The sequence below is a fragment of the Neisseria mucosa genome (genome assembly GCF_003044445.1).
Lineage (GTDB): Bacteria > Pseudomonadota > Gammaproteobacteria > Burkholderiales > Neisseriaceae > Neisseria > Neisseria mucosa_A.
In genome coordinates, this window is the sequence record NZ_POWX01000003.1 from 28,789 (window position 1) to 51,376 (window position 22,588).

18 protein-coding genes and 3 tRNA genes are annotated in these 22,588 nt (G+C 51.4%); 17 read left to right on the forward strand and 4 right to left on the reverse strand.

Going from position 1 to position 22,588, the window contains the following annotated elements; all coding sequences use genetic code 11:
* Positions 1–93 precede the first annotated feature (93 nt).
* The 3 genes from DBY90_RS02375 (at position 94) to DBY90_RS02385 (ending at position 493) form a co-directional block, all read left to right on the forward strand.
* A tRNA-Leu gene (locus DBY90_RS02375) sits at positions 94–180 on the forward strand.
* A gap of 41 nt (positions 181–221) precedes the next feature.
* Positions 222–308, forward strand: a tRNA-Leu gene (locus DBY90_RS02380).
* Between the two features lie 94 nt (positions 309–402).
* Positions 403–493: transfer RNA gene (locus DBY90_RS02385), tRNA-Ser, on the forward strand.
* Positions 494–999: 506 nt separating this feature from the next.
* Here DBY90_RS02385 and DBY90_RS02390 read toward each other — a convergent pair.
* The gene (locus DBY90_RS02390; RefSeq protein ID WP_107986522.1) at positions 1,000–2,427 is read right to left on the reverse strand and encodes an acyl-CoA dehydrogenase family protein; all 1,428 of its coding nucleotides are present in this window, start codon (positions 2,425–2,427) and stop codon (positions 1,000–1,002) included.
* Between the two features lie 191 nt (positions 2,428–2,618).
* On the opposite strand from DBY90_RS02390, the gene DBY90_RS02395 reads away from it, so the two are divergent.
* On the forward strand, positions 2,619–3,311 hold the full coding sequence (locus tag DBY90_RS02395; RefSeq protein WP_070492428.1) for a VIT1/CCC1 transporter family protein: 693 nt from the start codon (positions 2,619–2,621) through the stop codon (positions 3,309–3,311).
* A gap of 243 nt (positions 3,312–3,554) precedes the next feature.
* Here the strand turns inward: DBY90_RS02395 and glgB are convergent, their stop codons facing one another.
* Both glgB and DBY90_RS02405 read right to left on the reverse strand, forming a co-directional pair.
* Positions 3,555–7,865 (reverse strand): 1,4-alpha-glucan branching protein GlgB, encoded by a 4,311-nt coding sequence (gene glgB, locus DBY90_RS02400; RefSeq protein WP_070492427.1) that lies wholly within the window; start codon positions 7,863–7,865, stop codon positions 3,555–3,557.
* 276 nt (positions 7,866–8,141) lie between these two features.
* Positions 8,142–8,621 carry an FKBP-type peptidyl-prolyl cis-trans isomerase gene (locus tag DBY90_RS02405; RefSeq protein WP_070492426.1) on the reverse strand — a complete coding sequence of 160 codons (480 nt, stop codon included), beginning with the start codon at positions 8,619–8,621 and terminating at the stop codon, positions 8,142–8,144.
* Positions 8,622–9,194: 573 nt separating this feature from the next.
* Between DBY90_RS02405 and DBY90_RS12610 the strand changes: the two genes are divergently transcribed.
* The 6 genes from DBY90_RS12610 (at position 9,195) to paeA (ending at position 15,232) form a co-directional block, all read left to right on the forward strand.
* Positions 9,195–9,473 carry a hypothetical protein gene (locus DBY90_RS12610; RefSeq protein ID WP_045073051.1) on the forward strand — a complete coding sequence of 93 codons (279 nt, stop codon included), beginning with the start codon at positions 9,195–9,197 and terminating at the stop codon, positions 9,471–9,473.
* A gap of 137 nt (positions 9,474–9,610) precedes the next feature.
* Entirely contained in the window at positions 9,611–10,978 is a 1,368-nt protein-coding gene (locus DBY90_RS02415) for an FAD-binding oxidoreductase (RefSeq protein ID WP_070492424.1), read from the forward strand.
* 140 nt (positions 10,979–11,118) lie between these two features.
* The gene (locus tag DBY90_RS02420) at positions 11,119–12,105 is read left to right on the forward strand and encodes a malate dehydrogenase (protein ID WP_070492423.1); all 987 of its coding nucleotides are present in this window, start codon (positions 11,119–11,121) and stop codon (positions 12,103–12,105) included.
* A 67-nt stretch (positions 12,106–12,172) separates the two neighbouring features.
* A complete protein-coding gene (locus DBY90_RS02425) occupies positions 12,173–13,345 on the forward strand; it encodes an NYN domain-containing protein (protein WP_070492422.1) in 1,173 nt (390 codons plus the stop codon).
* A gap of 146 nt (positions 13,346–13,491) precedes the next feature.
* On the forward strand, positions 13,492–13,845 hold the full coding sequence (locus DBY90_RS02430; protein WP_070492421.1) for a DUF5713 family protein: 354 nt from the start codon (positions 13,492–13,494) through the stop codon (positions 13,843–13,845).
* 85 nt (positions 13,846–13,930) lie between these two features.
* Entirely contained in the window at positions 13,931–15,232 is a 1,302-nt protein-coding gene (gene paeA, locus DBY90_RS02435) for a polyamine export protein PaeA (protein ID WP_070492420.1), read from the forward strand.
* Between the two features lie 209 nt (positions 15,233–15,441).
* Here the strand turns inward: paeA and DBY90_RS02440 are convergent, their stop codons facing one another.
* Positions 15,442–16,908 (reverse strand): DUF3360 family protein, encoded by a 1,467-nt coding sequence (locus DBY90_RS02440; protein WP_199904689.1) that lies wholly within the window; start codon positions 16,906–16,908, stop codon positions 15,442–15,444.
* 473 nt (positions 16,909–17,381) lie between these two features.
* Here DBY90_RS02440 and DBY90_RS02445 point away from each other — a divergent pair, with 473 nt between their 5' ends.
* The 7 genes from DBY90_RS02445 (at position 17,382) to DBY90_RS02470 (ending at position 22,487) form a co-directional block, all read left to right on the forward strand.
* Positions 17,382–17,858: a Fur family transcriptional regulator gene (locus DBY90_RS02445; RefSeq protein WP_070492419.1), complete on the forward strand. Its 477-nt coding sequence runs from the start codon at positions 17,382–17,384 to the stop codon at positions 17,856–17,858.
* On the forward strand, positions 17,846–18,775 hold the full coding sequence (locus DBY90_RS02450; protein WP_003757856.1) for a CobW family GTP-binding protein: 930 nt from the start codon (positions 17,846–17,848) through the stop codon (positions 18,773–18,775). The genes DBY90_RS02445 and DBY90_RS02450 overlap by 13 nt, the downstream gene beginning before the upstream one ends.
* Positions 18,776–18,927: 152 nt before the next feature.
* A complete protein-coding gene (locus DBY90_RS02455; protein WP_083286720.1) occupies positions 18,928–19,698 on the forward strand; it encodes a phospholipase D family protein in 771 nt (256 codons plus the stop codon).
* A 91-nt stretch (positions 19,699–19,789) separates the two neighbouring features.
* Complete coding sequence (locus DBY90_RS02460; RefSeq protein ID WP_070492418.1) at positions 19,790–20,842, forward strand: ABC transporter permease subunit; 1,053 nt, start codon at positions 19,790–19,792, stop codon at positions 20,840–20,842.
* Between the two features lie 35 nt (positions 20,843–20,877).
* Positions 20,878–21,054 (forward strand): hypothetical protein, encoded by a 177-nt coding sequence (locus DBY90_RS13085; RefSeq protein ID WP_167390275.1) that lies wholly within the window; start codon positions 20,878–20,880, stop codon positions 21,052–21,054.
* On the forward strand, positions 21,051–21,434 hold the full coding sequence (locus DBY90_RS02465; protein WP_070492417.1) for a type II toxin-antitoxin system death-on-curing family toxin: 384 nt from the start codon (positions 21,051–21,053) through the stop codon (positions 21,432–21,434). The genes DBY90_RS13085 and DBY90_RS02465 overlap by 4 nt, the downstream gene beginning before the upstream one ends.
* A 30-nt stretch (positions 21,435–21,464) precedes the next feature.
* Positions 21,465–22,487, forward strand: coding sequence for an ABC transporter permease (locus DBY90_RS02470; RefSeq protein WP_003740704.1), 1,023 nt, complete (start codon positions 21,465–21,467; stop codon positions 22,485–22,487).
* Positions 22,488–22,588: the final 101 nt, after the last annotated feature.

A 22,588-nucleotide genomic window follows, 5' to 3' on the forward strand; every position in this document is an offset into this window, starting at 1 on the left:
TTTATTGGTTGACATTCTTTTTCTAAAATATATAATGACCGCTTATTTGCGAAATAGTCAATCACTGTAACGCAAAACAGGAAATAAAGCAAAGCCCAGGTGGCGGAATTGGTAGACGCGCTAGCTTCAGGTGCTAGTGTCCTCACGGGCGTGGAAGTTCGAGTCTTCTCCTGGGCACCAAAGCTTTTGGTCGTGCCGCTTTGCTTATCTCCATCCTAATTGCCCAGGTGGCGGAATTGGTAGACGCGCTAGCTTCAGGTGCTAGTATCCTCACGGGTGTGGAAGTTCGAGTCTTCTCCTGGGCACCAAATCAATTATCCGGCTTATCCGGATTTTTTATTGAATAGATTTATTTGTCTGATTAAGATACAATATCAGGCAACAAAATATGTTTAATTCCACAGAGAGGTGGATGAGTGGTTTAAGTCGCACGCCTGGAAAGCGTGTATACGTGAATAGCGTATCGAGGGTTCGAATCCCTTCCTCTCTGCCAAATTCTAAAGGCACTGCTTAAAGCAGTGCCTTTTATTTGACTATTAAAAATTGGGGGCTGAAGCAGATTGGCCTTAAATATCATACTAATGTCTCAGGGTTTTCAATAACCTTTTCGGTACGTCAAAGTTAAAATAAACTTCACATTTCTTCAAAGCTACACAAAAAGATTTTCCAGTTATTTCTGTTGTATTTACGTAAACCTTCTTATCCTCAAATTTTGCAAAAAAAGATTAGGTCACCTGAAAACAAAAACTTTGTTTCAGATGACATTGATAGGTAGGTCAGGCATGTTTTGCCTTGTTTGCGAGCATGGTAAACAGGATGCCCTGCGGTTGAATGACTGATTCACTGGAGTGGATAAGAAAGCCCCTCTCTACTAAGGGATTAAGACTGGATAACGTGTGCTTCATCCCAGGCCTTAGCATTAAAAACAAAGCCCCGCCAGTTGCGGATTTAAAAAGGTCGTCTGAAACCGATTTCAGACGACCTTTCTGATTTAAACCATCAACCGCAATATCGGCAATCCAATATATCCTTGCGGATGTCGTTCAGCAGGAAGGCTGCCGTATCTTCGTTTTCCGCCTGTACGAAGACGAAGAGTCGGGCGATGATTTTACCGATGAAGACTTTTTGCAGGGCGCAGGCGTCGGTCAGTGTGTGTTCCTGCAGGAAGCTGAGGATGTCTTCGGGCAAAGTGTAATCGCGGGCAACGGCGGCAAAGCGGGCATCGGTTTGCAGGCGGTCGAGCAGGGTTTGGTTTTTGTCCAACTTAATGCCTGCTTCTTTTTCTTCGGCGGTGGCACGGACAAACTGGTCGTAAATTTCGGCATAAAGCATATCGTTCGGACCTTCGAAGATGGTGAAGGGACGAATGTCGATAGCGATATTGCTGGCGGTGTGTCCGCGTTCAAAACCCTTCGCGCCCAAGAGTTTTTGCAACATTTGAGCGGCGGCGTAAGTGTATTCCGTGGCGAGGGTTTTGATGATGTTTGCCTCCATCAATTGATGGGCGACGGGAGCGACGGGCGAAACGGAATGGCAGACGTAGCGATAAAGGATTTCGGAAACCTGATGGCGGCGTTGGATTTCGCGGCGTTCGTAATCGACGAATTTGATGTCGTTGCGGACGTATTGGTTCAAGTTTTCAAGGATGTATTCCATGATGCCGTGCGTCATGCCGATCAGTTGAAGGCGGCTGCGGATAAAGATGTTTTGAAACGCGCGCAAACCGGCGGCGTCGCTCTGAGAGAGTTTCATGACGGCGGCGGCGGGCATTTCGGCATCAATGCGGTTGACGGCATAACGGACGGCGCGCAGACCTTCGGATGTGAGAGCTTCGTAGCGGATGTATTCTTTGGGAACGAGCAGCAGGTTGATGACTTTGGAGAGTTTACCGTTTTTACGCTCTTTGGCGGCAACGAGGAGGAAGTCGCTTTGCGAGTTGCCCTGCCAGTATTTCGTGGCATTGACGTAAATGGTTTGATCGTCGGTATATTCGTAGTAGGACTGCATTTCGCGGGCAATCGCCGCGCCGGAGGTTTCGGGTTCGGTAATGCCCAAACCGCCGCCCTCGCCTTTGAAAATCATCTCCAAACCTTGCGCGATTTGCGCTTCGTCGCCGAATTCTTGCAGAGGCTGCAACACCAGCGCGCCTTCGATGCCGGTACGCAGGGTAACGGGGACGCCGTAATGCCCCGCAATCCGCAGGACTTCTTGGATTTCAAACTGGCTGCCCTTGCGGCCGCCGTGTTTTTTGTCGAGGAAGGGCAACAGCAAACCCGCCTGCTTCAAGGCAAGCCATTTGTCTTCAGGCAGGTACTGCATGAGGTTGAGGTCGTCTGAAAAAATGTGGCGGAATGCAGATTCGATGTGCTTTAAAAAAGCAGCCGTGTCCATAGTTGACGGCTGCGCGCTTGATTCGGTGTGTGTCATCATGATTCTCGGTTAATCGGGCGGTTATTAGAGTTTAGAGCTAAATTTCTAAGATTTATACCACAAACCCGTTTGAGCGACAATTATTATCAAGTATGACCGGATTTTCAGCTTGCAAACATATGATTACGCCGCCCCCGATAAACCGATACGGTGCTACCATAACGCAAAACACTACCGGAACACTTACCATGTATTCACAACACAGCGAACGCCATTTCAGCAACCGCAACAACTGGCTGCGCGCGAGCGTATTGGGCGCGAACGACGGCCTGATTTCCACCGCCTCGCTGCTGACGGGCGTCGCGGCCGCCGCACCCGATTTTCAAACCCTGCTGCTGACGGGCGTTTCCGCCCTGATCGGCGGCGCGGTTTCGATGGCGGCGGGAGAATACGTTTCCGTATCCAGCCAGTCGGACACGGAAAAAGCCGATTTACACAAAGAACGCTACGAATTGGAAGCCAATCCCGATGCCGAACTGGCAGAACTGACCGAAATTTACCGCCGCCGCGGTTTATCCGACGCGCTTGCCGCCGAAGTCGCACAAGCCCTGATGCAACACGACGCGCTCTCCGCCCATGCACGCGACGAAATCGGCATCACCGAAACCTCCGCCGCCAAGCCCATGCAGGCCGCGCTTGCCTCCGCCGGTTCGTTCTGCGCCGGCGCCATACTGCCGCTGCTGGTCGCACTGACCGCCCCCACCGCCCTTATCCCTACGCTGACGGCAACCACTTTATGCGGACTCGCCGCGCTGGGCTACGCCTCCGCCAAACTCGGCGGCGCACCCGTCGCCCCTGCTGTCTTGCGCGTGTGCCTGTGGGGCGTGGCGGCATTGGCGGTAACCGGTCTTATCGGCAAACTGGCGGGCGTAGCAGTTTGAACGGAGGTCGTCTGAAAACTCACCCTCAATGAAGAGGAAAGTATTTTCAGACGACCTTTTGTCATATCCGTTTGTCTTTACACAACATCCCTTACCAGTCAAAACCGATGTAATCGGGCATATCAAACTTTATCTGCCATCCCAAAAAAAATTCAGACGACCCCTTCATCTCAAAAGGTCGTCTGAAAAAAGCAGAACAGTTTGTTTGAACTTGTCTTGTTTAAAACCAAGTTCAGCTCAAGCTCACGCTTCGCCTTCTGCCTGATCGGCTGCCTCCGTTGCCCTGGGCTCGGCGGCTTTGTAGAGGTAAACCGTTGCCAGCGGCGGTACTTTGACGGCGAGCGAGTTGGGTCTGCCGTGCGACCAGATTTCTTCGGTCTGCAGGGTTTGTCCGGCGGATACGCCGCTGCCGTTGTAGTCGGGGTCGTCTGAATTGAGGATTTCGCGGTATTCGCCGGCTTCGTTCACGCCGAAGCGGTAGCTGTCGTGGACGACGGGCGTGAAGTTGCTGATGACGATGACGCGGTTGCCTTCGCGGTCGCGGCGTTCGAAGACGAAGACGGAATTGTTGCCGTCGTCGGCAACCAGCCATTCGAAGCCTTCCGGCCATTGATCGAGCTGGTAAAGCGGCGCGGTGTCTTTATAGACGCGGTTCAAATCGCGCACGAAGTTTTGTACGCCTTTGTGCCAGCCGCCTTCTTGGTCGAGCAGGAACCAATCCAGCCCTTCGTTGTAGTTCCACTCTCTGCCTTGCGCGAACTCGTTGCCCATAAACAGGAGTTTTTTGCCGGGGAATCCGTACATGAAGCCGTAGTAGGCGCGCAGGTTGGCGAATTGCTGCCAGCAGTCGCCCGGCATCCTTCCGAGCAGCGAGCGTTTGCCGTGTACGACTTCGTCGTGTGAGAGCGGCAGGACGAAGTTTTCGCTGTATTGGTACATCATGCCGAAGGTCATTTTGTTGTGGTGGTATTTGCGGTTGATGGGGTCTTCCATCATGTAGCGCAAGGTGTCGTTCATCCAGCCCATGTTCCATTTGTAACTGAAGTTCAAGCCTTCTTGGCGGGTTACGTTGGCGAACGAGGTCGATTCTTCGGCGATTTCGGTGGCAGAGGGGACAACCTCTTTCAGCATGGTGTTGGTATCGCGCAGGAAGGCGATGGCTTCGAGGTTTTCATGGCCGCCGTATTGGTTGGGTATCCATTCACCGTCTTTGCGCGAGTAGTTGCGGTAAATCATGGAGGCGACGGCGTCCACGCGGATACCGTCGAAACCGAAACGCTCTATCCAATACAGGGCATTGCCTTGCAGGAAGTTTTTGACTTCGTTCCTGCCGAAGTTGTAAATCAGGGTGTTCCAGTCTTGGTGGTAGCCTTCGCGCGGGTCGGCGTGTTCGTACAGCGCGGTGCCGTCAAACTTGGCAAGCCCGTGGTCGTCGGTCGGGAAGTGTCCGACTACCCAGTCGAGAATGACGCCGATGCCTTCGTCGTGGGCGGCTTTAATCAGGGCGCGCAATTCGTCGGGCGAACCGAAACGGCTGGTCGGCGCATACAATCCGGTCGCCTGATAGCCCCACGAGCCGTCAAACGGATATTCGGACACGGGCAGGAATTCTATATGGGTGAATCCCATGTCTTTGACGTATGCGACCAATTCTTTGGCGAGCTGTTCGTAAGTCAGCCAGAAGTTGTTTTCGGGATTGCGTTTCCACGAACCTAAATGCACTTCATAAATACTGATGGGCGCGTCAATGGCGTTGGCGCGGGCGCGGAAGTCGGGTGTTTCGACTTTTTCCGGCAAACCGCGCACGACAGACGCCGTATTCGGACGCAACTCTGCGCCGAAGGCATACGGGTCGGTTTTTTGCCGCACATCGCCGTTGGCATCGCGGATTTCAAATTTGTAGAGGGCGTTGAGTTTGACGGCGGGGATGAAGATGTCCCAAATGCCGTTGTCGCGGTGGAAACGCATGACGTGGCGGCGGCCGTCCCAGTGGTTGAATTCGCCGATGACGGACACGCGCTGCGCGTTCGGTGCCCATACGGCAAAGCTCACGCCTTTCACGCCGTCCACTTCGGCAAAATGCGCGCCCAAAGTTTCATAAGGGCGCAGGTGTTTGCCTTCCGCCAGCAACCAAGAATCCATGTCCTTCAAGGCGGAGCCGAAGCGGTAAGGGTCTTCTTCGCGCACAGGCTCGGCATCTTCGGCATAACGGACGTTCAACGCATAATCGGGCGCACCTTCGGGCAACACGGCAACAAAGAATCCGCGTTCATCGACTTTTTCAGACGACGTAATCACCTCGCCGCTTTCACGGTTGACAATATCCACGCCCCAAGCGTTCGGAATCAGAGTCCGCACGACCTCGTCGCCTTCGACAAGGCGGTGTCGTCCCAAATAGGCGAACAAATCGCTGTGGGTGGCAAGAAACAGGCTTTCGACCGTGTCGCGTTCGACTTGGTCAAGCTCGTGATAAGGCTTCATCCGGCTGTTTTTCTTCATGCGTACCTCTCCAATCATGGCAAGTTGGCCGCCTATCAGGCGGTTGTGGGGAAAATCTTCAAGCGCGACAGGCATTTTGCGCGCCCAGTTGGGATAACCCTCGGAAACGCCCGGCACATTCAGGTTGTCGCTCATGCCCAGCAGGTTTTCCAGTTGCACCGCATACAGTTTGCTGCGGCTCATGGCGGCATACCGGTGCAAGGCGGTTAACAGCGTTTCGTCAATTTCAGACGACATCTCGGCGTCGGCAGGCAGGCAGCCGGCGTGTTTCAACTTATCAAACAAATCCGCCTTATCGTGTTCGCGCGCTTCCAAGGTCGTCTGAAAAGTTTCCGCATCGGGAATCGTACCCAAGCGGAACATCAAATCCAAATCCTTGCCCGTCCAATAGCCTGCCAAGGGCGCGACATCGTGCGTACTGACCACCGTAATCGCCTGTTCGGGATATTCTTCGGGCCATTCAAAGCCGTGCCAGCCTTTGCTGAAATACACGACCTTATAAGAAAACACCTGATAGCGGTTCAGCAAATACCGCGCTTGGTCGGGTACCGTTCCCAAATCCTCGCCGATGACCACGCATTGGTTCCGCCGGCTTTCCAAAGCCAGGATGGCAAACATCACATCCGCGTCGTAATGCACATACGCGCCAAAGTCCGCCGTCTTGCCCGCAACCCACCACAGACGGCACAAAGCCATCACATGATCAATGCGCAAGATACCGTAAAGCCGCATATTTTCACGCAAAAGGCGGACGAACTTCTCATAACCTGTGTGCTTCAACATCATCGGATTGAGCGGCGGCAAATCCCAGTTTTGCCCCGTCGGGCTGAACGGATCGGGCGGCGCGCCGACCGCCATATCCATACAATAATCGGCGCGGTTGAGCCAAGTATCCGCACTGCCGCGTGCCACGCCGACCGCCAAATCGCCGTAAATTCCGAGCTTCACGCCGCGCGCCGCAGCCGTCTCGTTCACTTCGCGCAACTGCTCCGCGCAAAGCCATTGCAGCCACATATAAAAACGGATTTCGCGGCGATGGCCCTGTGCAAATCTTTGAACTGCCTCACCATGCGGATCATGAAACTCCGCCGGCCAAGACAGCCAACCCACTTCACCGGAGCGGTTGTAATACTGATCCAACGCCTCAAACAAACCGAAGCCTTCCAAAGCCCAGCCGCGTTCTTCGACAAAGGCGTCAAATGCCGCCCGCTCTTGTTCGGCGGCTTCGCATCCGTCGTTTTCAAACGCGTCAAACGCCCTCTGCAAAGCATCGCGCTTGAACGCCCAAACCGCCGTATAAGCGACGGTTTCCGTAATCCGCAACGCCGCAATGCGCTGGCAGATATTCGGCTGCTTGAGCCAGTTTTTCAGCTTTTCGTTGTAAGTAAACGCGCCGACCTTTTCCACATCCAGATAAATCGGATTGAGCCATTCGCGCGAAGACGGGCTGTACGGGCTGGCAAAAGCAGGCTTGGCACTGAAAAGCGCATGCAGCGGATTGATGCCGACGAAATCCAGTTGCTTATCCGCCGCAAACGCCATCAAATCCAGCAAATCGGTAAAATCCCCGATGCCCCAGTTCCGTTGCGAACGCAGGCTGTACAGATGCGTTGTCAGTCCGTTCATGCGCAAACCGTGTTCCAGCGTTTTCGGCTGATAAACCGACTGCGGCGCAACCACCAGCCGTACCTTGCGGACAATGCCTTCAACTTCTGTAAACAATGTGTAATAGCCGCAAGCCAAAGCAGGCAGCGCAACCCAAAGCACGCCGTCCTCGCCATGATTTAACGACAAAACCTGCCGCCCGCCCGCTTCGTCTTCCAAGCAAATTTCAACCGCGCCACGAAACTCGGAAGGCATTTGCAAAGATTCCTGACCGTTTTCATGCGCCACTAAAGTATTCAAATAAAGGTCGTCTGAAAAACCGTCCTGCTGCAAAGCCCCAACAATCCCTTCCAAAACCTCGGGTTTGGTCTCATGATAAATTCCACCGATGTCGTGGAAACCCAAATCAATTCCCAAGCCCAGAGCCTGCTCTTCCAAATGTTCGCTCATGACACAATTCGCCTGTTTACAATAAACCGAATCTTAATATAAATAAGATTGCACGTTCCTAATAATTTAGAGAAAACAAACCTTCAGACCCAGATTTCCTTGCTTAGTTTGACTTATCCCAAAATTTTTGGGCGATAGGGAAGCAGCTTGATTTTGATGGTTGTCGGAATGTTTCAGCTATATTTGGATATGGGTTTGCAGCATACAAAAAGGTCGTCTGAAAACAGAAACCCAATCCTGCTTTCAGACGACCTTTTAGATTGTCAATCAACTTAATTAGTGATGATGACCGTGCGGGCCGTGAACGTGGCCGTGTGCAATTTCTTCTTCAGTCGCATCGCGTACGCCGTCAACTGTCGCTTTAAACAAAATTTTCATGCCGGCAAGCGGATGGTTGCCGTCTACTACGGCTTTGCCGTCTGCTACGTCGGTTACGCGGTAAATCAAGACGTCGCCGGTTTCAGGATCATCGGCTTCAAACATCATGCCGACTTCCACTTCAACCGGGAACACACTTAAATCTTCGATGCGCACTAAGCCGGGATCTTGTTCGCCGAACGCATCATCGGGAGACAGCGCAACTTCAACTGTATCGCCGACGTTTTTTTCGTGCAAAGCTTCTTCCACCAAAGGGAAAATGCCGTCATATCCGCCGTGCAGATAGGCAATAGGTTCTTCGGTTTTGTCCAGCAGTTGGTTGTCCGCATCGTACATTTCATAGTGAAGCGAAACCACGGAATTTTTTTTAATAGCCATTTTTTATCCTTTATCATGACCGTTTATCAAAATAGGCTTTATTGACAACCCTCTGCCAACAAATCTCAAATATTCTAACACACCGCCGTCATGCACGGATATTTATCTTAAAGATTCATAAAATTAACAATTACCAATAAAAACAGACAATATTTAACCAAAATTATGCAAAAGCGTAAATTTTGATAATTTTTATACTGGTGTAACTTTTTTACAACTTTTGTTTCTGTGTATAATGATTTTGTTTAGATTATTCAAACAAATCAGAAATAGAAGCCGATTGCGTATTGTTTAAATGTAAATACATGAAATCAATAAATTTTACGATATGGTCTATTTCGAATAGAGCCTGAATAACAACCTATGTTGATTAGGTTTATCCCCATCTTTCGTCCATTCCGGATTGATTAGAAGTTACTAAAAAATTACTAATTCGTCTGTATCGTTGCACCGAGCCATGCTGTGGGGCATAATGCAGGAAATTCAGCAATGAATTTTTACTCTAATGGAACGGCTTAATGCCGTTTCATTTGTTCCGTTTTTATTTAAATCGATTTAAAGAAGGTTCTCAAAATGAAAAAATCTCTGATTGCTGCTGCTCTGTTCTCTTTGGCTTTGGCTGCTTGTGGCGACAAAGCTGCTGACACTGCCGCTTCTGCCGCTTCTGAAGCTGCATCTGCTGCTACTGAGGCTGCATCTGCTGCTACTGAGGCTGCATCTGCTGCTACTGAAGCTGCTGCTTCTGCTACCGAAGCTGCTGCTACCGAAGCTGCATCTGCTGCTACTGAAGCCGCTTCTGCCGCTACCGAAGCTGCCTCTGCTGCTACTGAAGCCGCTTCTGCTGCAAAATAATATTTTTACAGTTAAAAAAGCAGGATACGGATTGTATCCTGCTTTTTTTTATTTTTCAGACGACCTTTACCGTTTTTCGCGCCCCCTTATCCGCTATATAATCCCCGTACACATATAAACCATTCCTGCTTCCCGCCATGTCCAATCTGTACGACCGCTTTCTTGAATTCCTTTCTCCTGCCGAAATCCTCGAAGCCACTCCGGCTCTCCTAAACGACCAGCGTCGCCGTTTTGTTTCCGAACCCGACATCATCTTGCAACCGCATTCCATAGAAAATGTACAAAAAATCATGCGGTTTTGTTTTGAACACCGTATCCCCGTTACCCCGCAGGGCGGCAATACCGGTTTGTGCGGCGCTGCGGTAGCCTCCAGCGGCGTGCTACTCAATCTCTCTAAAATCAACCGCATCCGCGAAATCAACCTTGCCGACAACAGCATCACCGTCGAAGCGGGCGTAATCCTGCAAAACGTCCAAAAAGCGGCTGCCGAAGCAGGCAGGCTGTTTCCCCTCAGTCTTGCCAGCGAAGGTTCGTGCGAAATCGGCGGCAATATCGCCTGCAACGCCGGCGGATTAAACGTTTTACGCTATGGCAGTATGCGCGACTTGGTATTGGGTTTGGAAGTCGTCCTACCCAATGGCGAACTTGTTTCCCATCTCCAACCGCTGCACAAAAATACCACCGGCTACGACCTGCGCCACCTCTTCATCGGCAGCGAAGGCACGCTCGGCATTATTACCGCCGCCACGCTCAAACTCTTCGCCCGTCCGCAAACCATAGCTACCGCGTGGGTAGGGCTGGACGACATCGAATCTGCCGTAGAGCTTTTAACAGCCGTACAAGGGCATTTTGCCGAACGTCTAACCAGTTTCGAGCTTATCAGCCGCTACGCTTTGGCATTGTCTTCCGAGTTCAGCCGTCTTAAACAGCCGACCGATGCAAACTGGCATGTCCTGCTCGAACTGACCGACTCCGTTCCCGATGCCGCGCTCGACGAAAAACTTGCCGAGTTTCTCTATCAAAACGGCCAAGAAAACAGCATCATCGCGCAATCCGAACAAGAACGCCTCGAACTGTGGACGCTGCGTGAAAACATTTCCGCATCCCAGCGCAAGCTCGGCACCAGCATCAAACACGACATCGCCGTCCCGATTTCCCAAGTCGCCGCCTTTGTCCGTCAATGCGCCCCCGCTTTGGAAGCCCGCTTTCCCTGCATACAGATTGTCTGCTTCGGACATTTGGGCGACGGCAGCCTGCATTACAACACTTTCCTGCCCGACGTTTTGAGCAACGATGCTTACCGCTACGAAGATGCCGTAAACACCATCGTCTATGAACACATTCTCGCCTGCCACGGTACCATCGCAGCGGAACACGGTATCGGCACTATCAAAAAACACTGGCTCCCCAGCGTCCGCACCCCGTCGGAAATCGCTCTGATGCGCGCCATCAAAGCCCAGCTTGACCCTCACAACATCATGAATCCGGGCAAGCTCCTACCTTAAGCAGAATTTCAGCATTTGCCAAAATCGAAAAGGTCGTCTGAAAACCCATCCTCAAGTTTCAGACGACCTTTTTATTCTCAACTACTCAATGCTGTTATAATTCGTAAATTAAGTAAAACAACGACTTCAAAAGGAAAAACATGACGCTCAAGCCCCCCGTCCGAATCGCCGTTACCGGCGCGGCAGGACAAATTGCCTATGCTACCCTATTCCGTATCGCCGGCGGCATTATGCTCGGACGCGACCAACCCGTTATCCTGCAACTGCTCGACCTGCCACAGGCGCAGCAGGCATTGCGCGGCGTGATTATGGAAATGCAGGATTGCGCTTTCCCGCTTCTTGCCGACATTTTCGCGACAGACGACCCCGAAGTCGCCTTCAAAGATGCCGACATTGCTTTGTTGATTGGTGCGCGTCCGCGTATCAAAGGCATGGAACGCGCCGACCTGTTGCACGCCAACGCCGAAATTTTCAAAGTACAAGGCGCGGCGTTGAACAAAGTTGCCCATCGCGACGTCAAAGTCCTCGTCGTCGGCAACCCTGCCAACACCAACGCCTACATCGCCATGAAATCCGCGCCCGACATCCCGCCGGAAAACTTCACCGCCCTGATGCGTCTCGACCACCACCGCGCCGTCAGCCAAGTCGCCGAGAAAATCAACCGCCCGATTCCTTCCATCGAGCAAATGTGCGTCTGGGGCAACCACAGCCCGACCATGTACGCCGACTACCGCTACGCCACCAGCAACGGCGAGTCCGTCAAAGACATGATTACCGAACCCGATTGGAACACCGAAGTCTTCATGCCGAAAATCGCCGGACGCGGTGCCGCCATCATCGCCGCGCGCGGTTCGTCGTCCGCCGCCTCCGCCGCGAATGCCGCCATCTACCACCTGCGCGACTGGCTGCTCGGCAGCAGCGGCAAATGGATAACGATGGGCGTTCCTTCCGACGGCTCTTACGGCATCCCCGAAGGTTTGATTTTCGGTTTCCCCGTCATTTGCGACGCAGGCAGCTACCGCATCGTCCAAGGCTTGGACTTGTCGGATGAGTTCAGCCGCCAACGCATCGCCGCGACACTGGCGGAGCTGGAAGAAGAACGCGCCGCCATACAAGATATGCTTTAAAAGATCGAGGTCGTCTGAAAACCGGTTTTCAGACGACCTCGACTGACATGAATACCACGGAGTCCCCATGACCACATTGGCCAACAAAAAACTCGCCGTCCTCATCGACGCCGACAACGCCCCCGCCGACATCATCGACCGCCTGCTCGAAGAAGTTGCCAAATACGGCATCGCCAGCGTCAAGCGCATCTACGGCGACTGGAGCCACGGCCTTTCCAAATGGAAAGCCGCCCTCCTGCCCCACGCCATCATCCCCGTCCAACAATTCGCCTACACCAAAGGCAAAAACGCCACCGATATGGCGCTGGTCATCGACGCGATGGATTTGCTATACAGCGGCAACTTCGACGGCTTCTGCATCGTATCCAGCGATTCCGACTTCACCCGCCTGGCAAGCCGCCTGCGCGAAAGCGGGCTGACCGTGTACGGTTTCGGCGAAAAGAAAACGCCCGAAGCCTTCCGCAAAGCCTGCGACAAATTCATCTACACCGAAATCTTCCGTCCCGAAAAACAACGCCAAGAAAAAGAGAAAAACAGCGGCAAAAACACCCCTGCCGCCGCCCCTGACGCGCTGTCCCTGCTCAAACGCGCCGTGCGCGAAAACGCCGACGACCTCGGCTGGGCGAACCTCGGTCCCATCGGCAGCTACATCAGCAAAATCAATCCCGATTTCGACTCAAGGCTGTACGGCTACGGCAAACTCTCCGACCTCATCAAATCCTTCGACATCTTCGAACACCGCACCGACAACAACCAACTCCAAGTCCGCCGCCGCAAATCCGCCGACAAGCCGACAGAGAGGTCGTCTGAAAACCCAGTGGCAACCCATCAGGCAGAAGAAACCGTTTCAGACGACCCCAACGCCGCGCAAAAACGCAAAACGCGCAGCAAAAAAACCAACCCAACCAAAAACGAAAATACTGCACCAAACCCTGCGGCAGACACCGCGCAACCGACACCCGCCAAACCCGAACCCGCCGCCAAAAGCAGCAAACTGCCCGTTACCCGCGTTATCCCCGCTGTACAGCAGGCAGTCGACACCCACGCCGACGAACAAGGCTGGGCGCGTTTGAGCGACGTATCGAAGCAACTCGCCGCACAAGGCACCGACCCGCAGCAATACGGCTTTGAAACCATAAACCACCTCATCCACGCCATCTACACCGACTGGCTGGAAATCAAAAAAGCCGGCCGCGGCGAACGCCTGCGCGTCAACAAACGCTTTACCGCCAAAAGTTAAGCCATATGTTTGAAGGAAAAAGCTAATCTGTCGCCCACAATCCACAGAGGTCGTCTGAAAATCTCAAAACCGTTTTAACTTCGTTGAAGCTGCGCTTTCAGACGACCTTTTTTTAAAATCCATCTGCTAAATAGAAAAGGAAAATCATGACTACACGTCATCAACTGAACAACACCGAATTGGCAAACCACACCTTTTTGCAGGATATGTACGACGACGATTATTTCCCGCACAAACTCGTGCAAAAAGGAGAAAACATCCTGGTTGAACTGTGCCGCCAAATCGAAACCGAACAGCCCGAAAATCTCGACGCCCTATACGAACTGACCCACGCAGCTACCGAACGCTTCAACGAATTGGCTGAAGAGTTTGATGAAAACGACAGCGAAATCGAGACCGTCGCCAGAGACATGATTGCCACCGATATGGAATACATCGCCCAAAGCTACGGCTTTGAAGATGCGGACATCGAAGAACTGGTTGCCCCGCGCGATTGGTAAGTATGGTTGGCAAAAAGGTCGTCTGAAATTTTCAGACGACCTTTAATGCTAAAATGTCCTCTGTTTGCCACACACACCGTTTTTCATGAATATCCTCGAAGCCTTATTATTATTGTGCCTGCTGATCGTTATCAGCGCATTTGTTTCCTGTTCCGAACTCGCGCTCGCCTCGGCGCGCAAAATCAAGTTGCAAGTGATGGCTAAAGACGGCGGCGACACGCGCGCGCTGGATGTGCTCAATATGCAGCAGCAGCCGGGCAGCTTCATCACCGTCGTCCAAATCGGTTTGAACGCCGTCGCCATTCTCGCCGGTATCGTCGGCGAAGCGGCGGTGCGCCCTTATTTTGGCGGTTTGTTGGCAAACGCGGGCAGTTGGGGCAGTACCGCCGCGTCGCTGCTGACATTCGCGCTGGTTACGGGCAGCTTCATCCTGATTGCCGACCTGATGCCCAAGCGCATAGCGATGACCCATCCCGAAGCGGTGGCAGTGCGCATTGTGCGGCCGATGATGTTTTTGATTTTTATCCTAAAGCCTTTCGTTTGGACATTTGACGGACTGGCGAACGCGATATTCAAACTCTTCAAAATTTCCACCGTCCGCCAAGAGCAGCTGACTTCGGAAGACATTTACGCCGTCGTCGATGCGGGCGCACAGGCGGGTGTATTGAAAGAGCAGGAACACTACCTGATTGAAAATATCTTCGACATGCAGGCGCGCACGGTAACTTCCACCATGAGCACGCGCGAATACATCGCCTATTTCGATAAAAATGACGGCAGCGATACCGTGTTGGAAATCATGTCGGAAAAACCGCACAACAAATTCTTGGTGTGTGATGGCGATTTGGAACGCGTCATCGGCTACATCGAATCACACACGCTGCTGACTTTGTTTTTAAAAGAAAAAGACGTCCGCCTGACCGACAAGCGCGTGTTGCGCAAAGCCTTGTTCATCCCAGACACGCTGTCGCTTTACGATGTATTGGAAACCTTTAAAACTTCCGGCGAAGACTTTGCCGTGGTGGTGAACGAATACGCGCTGGTGGTCGGCGTAGTAACGCTGAAAGACGTGATGAGCATCGTCATGGGCGAGCTGGTCAATACCGAAGAAGAGCCGCAAATCATCCGCCGCACCGAAGATACCTGGCTGGTGGACGGCGCGACCCCGCTCGCCGACGTGATGCGTGCGCTGGACATTGAGGAATTTCCCAATTCGGAAAACTACGAAACCATCGCCGGCTTTATGATGTATTCCCTGCGCAAAATCCCGAAACGCACCGATTTTTTGGTTTACGCGGGCTATAAATTTGAAATCATCGACACCGAAAATCTGAAGATTGATCAGCTTTTGGTTTCTAAACAAGGGGAGGACGTAGTCAGCCGGTAAATGGCAAAAAACTTTTTTCTGAAATGACGTTACCGAATCTATTGTCTTAACATCTCAAATAACGAAAGGTCGTCTGAAAATCAGTTTTTCAGACGACCTTTTATTTTAAAACTTCAAACCAATGTCGATTATTTGGTTTATTCAAGATCCACAGTTTTCAGACGACCTTGAGTGCTAAAAAGGTTGTCTGAAACGCTCGCGCTGCTTCGCTAGTGCAGATTTCTAAACTGCTCGAGGAAGGCGGGAATACCGGGCAGCATGCCTACTGCGCCCATTGCTGCGCAGAGAATTACAAAGCCGACGGTAGGTACGACGACGCGCCCCATAAACCCAAGTTCCGCGCTGCGTTCTTTACATCCGATCAAGCCCAAGTTATCCAAAAGCATGGTCAGCGACCAGCCGAAAACGGGATTGACCAGCGCAGAAGAGAACACAACGATGGCGGCAGATTGGGTAGTTTTACCCTTGCGCGTCATTTCCATGCCTGCTTCCAAAAGCGGAACATAGACGCCGACAATCAGCGCAACGCTCAATACGGGCTGCCAAATCGCCAAATCCATAGGATAGCCCCAAACGGAGGCGATGATGCAGAACAAGGCCGTCAGGATTGCGCCTGCGGGAATCGGGCGTTTGGCGATAGAGGCGGGAACGATATAGGTTCCCCATGAAGAGGTAAAGTTCGCGCCGCCTAATACCGAGCCTGCGACTTGGCGGACGGAACAGGTGAACATAGTGTCGTCGATGTTCATCAAGGCTTTTTCGGAACGCTCCGGGTAGCTGATTTTTTGGAATACTTGATGTCCCAAGAAATCAGGCGACCACATGGCGACGGCGAGTACGGCAAAGGGGAACACGACCAAAAAGCTGTCCATCGTCGGCATACCCATCATCCAGCCGGTATTTTCACCCCACCAGTAGGCAGGACTCATGGGCGGCAGGCCAGGAGCGGTTTGGAAGGAAAACGGCGCACCCAAAAGATAGGCGGTAAAGCCTGCCAACACGCAGCCCAACGGGACGGCAAGCCAGCGTTTGCGCCAATGTTCAAGCAGCGCATAGAGCAGGATGGTGCCGATGATCACGATAAAGGCAATATAGCTTTTGTCAAAGCTGCCCGCCCATTCAAAAAGTTTCTTGACCTGTCCGGTCGTGCCGACGAAGCCCAGATACAGCAGCAGCCCGCCGCATACACCGTTACTCGTCAGTTTCGCCATCAGGCTGCCGCCCTTGGTAATGCCCAACAAGAAACCGAACACCCCGATCAACAAGCCGAAAGCCAGCGGATGTCCGCCCGCAGCAACGACAACGGGAATCAGCGGAATCAACGGCCCGTGTGTACCGGGTAAGTTGGAAGTGGGAAGAAAGAGGCCGGAAAGCAGCAGGATGAAGACGGATGCAATCAACAGCTCGTAACGGACGTTTTGCGGCAGAAAGGTGTCGGGCAGCCCCAACGGTACAGCAAACGCCGCCGCCACCGCGCTGACCATCACTACCTTACCAATCGTTCCCGCCACAGCAGGAATCAGGTCTTCAGGTTCGAAGCGGTAATCTCGAAACGGCAGATTGAGCCGCCAGCGTTTGGGCTGCATGATTTGCAGCTCATGTTCCAAATATGCCTCACGGCTTTCAAAGTCCGACGACGGTTTGTGCATACCGGAATATGATGTGTCGTGGTTCATAATTTCTCCTTTGGTTGACTTGTTTTTGATTCTGTCGGCAATCGCCGTCCGACTTTTTATATCCGCTCCGAAAGCGGCTATACACGGCAAGGCCGGTAGTCGGGATCGGGCTGTATTGTCAACAATTTAGTGTTTGGATACTAACACACAAATTATCCGGTACAAGTAAAAATTTTCGTTTTAGTATGAATAAGTTGGAAAAACAACAAAAAAAGTTGCCTGAAACTTCAGACGATCTTTGTTTTGAAATTTTTAATCCTCTAAACAGATACAAAGGGGGGAGAGCCATTCCTCTCGGTAAAATGTCAGGTTTATTTTCAGGTATTTGGATTTTGAAGGAGGACTATTATTCGTTATTTCCAAGGGTTTCCCAAGTTTTTCGCTCCTGAAAATAACGGCAGTTTGAACCAAACGGAAACACGTTATAATATAATCCTTTCCATTCAGAATTTTAAGGTCGTCTGAAAGCCTTTATGAAACACGTAATCAAACAAAAAATCCTCGAACAGGCACGCCGTGACGGCGTACAGGTAACCGCTTTGCGCGAGCAGGTGCTCAATATCGTTTTGCAGCAAAGCGGCGTGATTAAAGCCTACAACGTCTTGTCGCAGATGCAGCAGCAAAGCGAGGGCGTGGTTGCGCCGCCGACGGCCTACCGCGCCCTTGATTTTTGGGCGGAGCAGGGCGTTTTGCACAAAGTGGCGGCGGTCAACGGCTATATTTTGTGCAGCCACGCGCAGCACGAGTGCAACGACCATTGCCACGACCACGAAGAAGCTGAAGCGCACCATAGCGCGTTTATTTTGGTCTGTACCGAATGCGGCACGGCAGACGAGCAAACCCTGAGCCACGAATGGGCGGCATTGCGCGCAGGCGTTGCCGAAAGCGGCTTTGCGCTAAAAGAAGAACACGTTGTTTTAACTGGAATCTGTAAAAAATGTCAGAAGTGAAAAAAACTAAAGTCCACCTGATTTCAGGTTTTCTGGGAACAGGCAAAACCACCGCGCTTAAAAGCCTGATGGAACAGAAAGACCCGAACGAAAAATGGGTCATCATCGTCAACGAGTTTGGCGAAATCGGTATTGACGGCGCCGTATTGAGCGACAACGGCATCCCCGTGGCAGAAATCGCCGGCGGCTGTTTGTGTTGCACCGCCGGCCCGCAAATGGGCGTAACCGTGCAGAAAATGCTGCGCGACGCCAAGCCCGACCGCCTGATGATTGAGGCAAGCGGACTGGCACACGCCGCCAGCGTCATCGACGAATTGAAAGCCAAACCGCTGGACAGCCTTTTGGAAATCGGCGCAGTCTTTACCGTCGTCGATCCGCGCCAGTTCATCAATCCCGATTACGCGCAGCAGGCATTGTATAAAGACCAAATCGGCATCTGCGACGTATTGGTCGCCAGCAAAACCGATTTATGCACCCCCGAACAGCTTGCCGAATTTCACGACAAAGCGGCAAAACTGTTCCCACCCAAAGCCAAAGTGGTCGAAGTCCAAAACGCACAACTCGACATCCAATGGCTTGACATTCCCGTCATCGAAAAATCACGCTACCGCCTCAAAGCTTTGCCGGACAACACCATGGGCTTCCAGTCGCAAGGTTTCACTTTCCCCGCCGGACGCGATTTCGACGGCGAAAAGCTGACCAACTTCTTCAACGACCTGCCCAAATTCACAGACGGCCTCGTCCGCGCCAAAGGCGTGTTCCAAGTGCTCGGCACATGGGTGTGGCTCAACTGGGTGGACGGGCAATGGGGCGCCAACCAAGTCTCATGGCGGCGCGACTCGCGCTTCGAGCTGATTGCCAAATCGTTTGACGCGGATTTGATTGAGAAGAAACTGCAAGAGGCTTTGGAGAAATAAGGGAGGTCGTCTGAAAGTTTGCCGCAGCAATTTTCAGACGACCTAAGTGATAGTGAAGTCTGTTGTTTCAACTGTCAGAAGAATATAAAGCAACTGTGTAGCGTGGGCTTTGCCCGCGAATAAATTAAATAAACATTGCAGGAAAGAAGAAAATGGCAAAATTTTTAAATACCAGCGGTACAACGTATTACTTGGAAGAATTAATTAAAAATGCACAGGAACGGCTTTATTTGATTAGCCCTTATCTAAAATTAAACGATAGGGTAAAAGAGCTTTTAGAAGACAAAGACCGCATGAAAATTGATGTGCGGATTGTATATGGTAAAAGTGAATTGCAGCCTTCAGAGGCAGCCTGGTTGAAAAATTTAAATTATGTTCGTACAAGCTATTGTCCGAATCTTCATGCAAAATGTTATGTCAGCGAAGATGCTTGCATTATTACAAGTCTGAATTTATATGAATTCAGCCAAATAAATAATAATGAAATGGGTATCTTACTGAAGCGTAGTGAAGATGGAGAAGTCTATCAAGATGCTTATAGCGAAGCGCAGCGTATTATCCGTATTAGCGATGAAGTTAAGATTTCAGTTGACGTCGTAGAAAAAGAGCAAGTTTCGCAGAAAAATCAGAATATAGAAATTGCTAAAAAATACGATACATTGACTGTCGCTAAGCTGGCAGAAAAATGGGGAGTAACAACGGAAGAATGCAATGCGAAACTGTGTCATGCAGGTTTGCAGGAAATAGACGGTAAGTTCCACCGTTTGACAGATACAGGTAAGAAAGCCGGTGGGCTTATCAAAAAAGGGCGTTACGGATATTTTATTGTGTGGCCGGATAGTTTGACATTGGAAATGGTCGAAGCGGCTGGCAATAATCAGAAAGATTTGCTGGATAGGTTTATTAGCTGGCTTATCAGTTAAATTTTTTACAAGTATTAAAAGTATAGGTCGTCTGAAAGCAATCCGTACTTTTCAGACGACCTTAAAACCCAAATAGAGGAATACCCCAAGTATGTACCGTTACATCCTCCACCGCCTATTACTCTTAATCCCCACGCTGTTGGGGATTTTGGCGATTACTTTTGCCGTTATCCAATTCGTGCCGGGCGGGCCGGTGGAGCAGATGGTGCAGCAGTTGACGCATGGTGCGGTCAGCGGCGAGACGGCGAATGCGACGGCGGGCAATATCATGAAAAACGGTAACCGCATCAGTCCGGAAGATTTGGCGGCGTTGAATGCGCTGTACGGTTTCGACAAGCCGCCGCTGACGCGGTTTGCGGATATGGTGTGGCGGTTTGCCCGTTTTGATTTGGGCAAGAGTTTTTTCCATCATGAAACCGTGTTCGAGCTGGTCAAACAGAAAATGCCGGTGTCGATGAGCTTGGGCTTGTGGACGTTTTTCCTGACTTATCTGATTTGTATCCCGTTGGGCATTGCCAAGGCGGTGCGCGACGGCAGCCGTTTTGATGTGGTAACGGGAATGGTGGTGCTGGTCGGTTATACCATACCGCCGTTTGTGTTGGGTTTGGTGCTGCTGGTGTTGTTTGGCGGAGGCAGCTTTTTTGCGTGGTTCCCGCAGGGCGGTTTGGTCGGCGATGATTTTGACACGCTGTCGTGGGCGGGCAAAATCAAGGATTATCTGTGGCACATGGCGCTGCCGATTACGGCTTCGGTGGCAGGCAGTCTGGCGGTAACGACGGTGTTGACGAAAAACGTGTTTCTTGAAGAAATCCGCCGCCAATATGTCTATACCGCCCGCGCCAAGGGTTTGCCGGAAAAGCAGATTTTGTGGAAACACGTTTTCCGCAACGCGATGATTCCGCTGATTACCGGCTTTCCCGCTGCCTTTATCGGCGCGTTTTTCACCGGCAGCCTGCTGATTGAAACCTTGTTCTCGCTCGACGGGCTGGGTCTGCTTTCCTACGAGGCGGTGATGAAGCGCGATTATCCGGTGGTGATGGGGACGCTGTATGTGTTCACGCTGATGGGTTTGCTGGCGAAATTGGTGTCGGATATTTCTTATTCGTGGGTCGATCCGCGCATTCATTTCGGCGGACAGAAATAGGTCGTCTGAAAACTTAAAGAATTATGGAGTTAAATATGATTAAACGTTTAAAAGATATTTCTGAAGAAAGCCGCGAACATAAAAACGATGGTGCAAAAGTAGTCCGTATGGAATTGCAGGATGATGAAGCAACCAAACGGTTGGTCATGCATAGCGCAAAGCGCGTAATTGCCGCGCATAAGTCAGAATTGGAAAAGTTGGCTTATAAATGAATAATATAAATACAAATTTTGTTATTTTTGTACATGATGAAATCCTGTATCAAACCAAAGTAGGTAAAGCAGGGGTCGATTTAGGACGCTTGGAAAGTGTTTTAGGCAGAGTTGACCAGCAAATTTATTACAATCAAATTGATAATGCTTTTGAGATAGCAGCATGGTATGGCGTAGCTTTGGCAAAAGGTCATGCTTTTGTTGATGGAAACAAGCGTACCGGATTGGCAGTAATGCTGACATTTTTGGAAATTCAAGGCATTGATATTCAATATAATACTGGTTTGGATGATTTGATGGTCGATATTGTGGAGAGTAAATTGCCACATGAAACGTTAGCCGAGAAAGTGGCAGAATTTCTTTATCATTTAATGATTTGAATATTCAAACGACCTTTGTGCAACCCAATTATGAAAACACACACCTCAAACCCCACTTGGCAGGCATTCAAGCAACACAAACGCGGCTGGTTCGCGTTGCGGGTTTTAGCCGTTTTGTTCGCCGTCGCGCTGCTTGCGCCTTTGTGGAGCAACGACAAGCCCTTGTGGATACGTTATCAGGGCGAATATTATTTTCCGCTGGTAAACGAATACAACGAAACCGTGTTCGGCGGCGATTTCGATACGCCTGCCGATTACCTCGATCCGCTTATACGCGGCAACATCACGTCAAACGGCAATTACGCCGTTTATCTGCCCAATCCCTACGATGCCGATACGCTCAATGATTTCGACACGCAGCCCGACCCTGCAAGTCCGTCCGAAAGGCACTTGCTCGGTACAGACGACCGCGGTCGCGATGTCTTGGCGCGTTTGGTTTACGGATTCCGCGATTCTCTGCTGTTTGCCCTTGCACTGACCTTGGTAACGACCGTAATCGGCGTGATCACTGGCGCGGTGCAGGGTTATTTCGGCGGCAAGACTGACCTTTTGATGCAGCGTTTTATCGAAATCTGGGGCGGGATGCCGGAACTTTACCTCTTGATTATCCTGTCTTCGTTTTTCAATCCCAGTCTGCTGATATTGCTGGTGTTGCTGTCGTTGTTCGGCTGGATGGGGCTGTCGGACTACGTCCGAGCCGAGTTTTTGAAAAACCGTCAGGCGGATTACGTTTTGGCGGCGCGTTCGATGGGCGTGGGCAACCGCGCGATTATGTGGCGGCACATCCTGCCCAACAGCCTGACGCCCGTATTGGCGTTTCTGCCTTTCCGCATCTCTGGCGCGGTGCTTGCGCTGACCAGCTTGGATTTCCTCGGTTTGGGCGTTCCCGCGTCGCAGGCGAGTTTGGGTGAGCTCTTGGCGCAGGGCAAGGACAACTTAGACGCCTGGTGGATAGGCTTATCCACCGTCGGTACGCTGACGATTATGCTACTTTTGCTGGTGATGATAGGCGAGGGCTTGCGTCAGGCGTTTGACGTGCGCGCGAGGGGATAGTATAAGCACGGAGTCTTTGCGGGCGTACATCAATGCGCGACCCGCGCCTTTAGAAGTTTCAGACGACCTCTATAATATTTTACTCACTTATTTTTTAAAGA

What these genes read in the sequence shown, in the direction of transcription:
- DBY90_RS02460 (WP_070492418.1), top strand. Translation starts at nt 19,790, where the DNA reads ATGTACCGTTACATCCTCCACCGCCTATTACTCTTAATCCCCACGCTG.
- DBY90_RS02430 (WP_070492421.1), top strand. Translation starts at nt 13,492, where the DNA reads ATGACTACACGTCATCAACTGAACAACACCGAATTGGCAAACCACACC.
- glgB (WP_070492427.1), bottom strand. Translation starts at nt 7,865, where the DNA reads ATGAGCGAACATTTGGAAGAGCAGGCTCTGGGCTTGGGAATTGATTTG.
- DBY90_RS02405 (WP_070492426.1), bottom strand. Translation starts at nt 8,621, where the DNA reads ATGGCTATTAAAAAAAATTCCGTGGTTTCGCTTCACTATGAAATGTAC.
- DBY90_RS02415 (WP_070492424.1), top strand. Translation starts at nt 9,611, where the DNA reads ATGTCCAATCTGTACGACCGCTTTCTTGAATTCCTTTCTCCTGCCGAA.
- DBY90_RS02390 (WP_107986522.1), bottom strand. Translation starts at nt 2,427, where the DNA reads ATGACACACACCGAATCAAGCGCGCAGCCGTCAACTATGGACACGGCT.
- DBY90_RS02395 (WP_070492428.1), top strand. Translation starts at nt 2,619, where the DNA reads ATGTATTCACAACACAGCGAACGCCATTTCAGCAACCGCAACAACTGG.
- DBY90_RS02420 (WP_070492423.1), top strand. Translation starts at nt 11,119, where the DNA reads ATGACGCTCAAGCCCCCCGTCCGAATCGCCGTTACCGGCGCGGCAGGA.
- DBY90_RS02455 (WP_083286720.1), top strand. Translation starts at nt 18,928, where the DNA reads ATGGCAAAATTTTTAAATACCAGCGGTACAACGTATTACTTGGAAGAA.
- DBY90_RS13085 (WP_167390275.1), top strand. Translation starts at nt 20,878, where the DNA reads ATGATTAAACGTTTAAAAGATATTTCTGAAGAAAGCCGCGAACATAAA.
- paeA (WP_070492420.1), top strand. Translation starts at nt 13,931, where the DNA reads ATGAATATCCTCGAAGCCTTATTATTATTGTGCCTGCTGATCGTTATC.
- DBY90_RS02440 (WP_199904689.1), bottom strand. Translation starts at nt 16,908, where the DNA reads ATGAACCACGACACATCATATTCCGGTATGCACAAACCGTCGTCGGAC.
- DBY90_RS02470 (WP_003740704.1), top strand. Translation starts at nt 21,465, where the DNA reads ATGAAAACACACACCTCAAACCCCACTTGGCAGGCATTCAAGCAACAC.
- DBY90_RS02465 (WP_070492417.1), top strand. Translation starts at nt 21,051, where the DNA reads ATGAATAATATAAATACAAATTTTGTTATTTTTGTACATGATGAAATC.
- DBY90_RS02425 (WP_070492422.1), top strand. Translation starts at nt 12,173, where the DNA reads ATGACCACATTGGCCAACAAAAAACTCGCCGTCCTCATCGACGCCGAC.
- DBY90_RS02450 (WP_003757856.1), top strand. Translation starts at nt 17,846, where the DNA reads ATGTCAGAAGTGAAAAAAACTAAAGTCCACCTGATTTCAGGTTTTCTG.
- DBY90_RS02445 (WP_070492419.1), top strand. Translation starts at nt 17,382, where the DNA reads ATGAAACACGTAATCAAACAAAAAATCCTCGAACAGGCACGCCGTGAC.
- DBY90_RS12610 (WP_045073051.1), top strand. Translation starts at nt 9,195, where the DNA reads ATGAAAAAATCTCTGATTGCTGCTGCTCTGTTCTCTTTGGCTTTGGCT.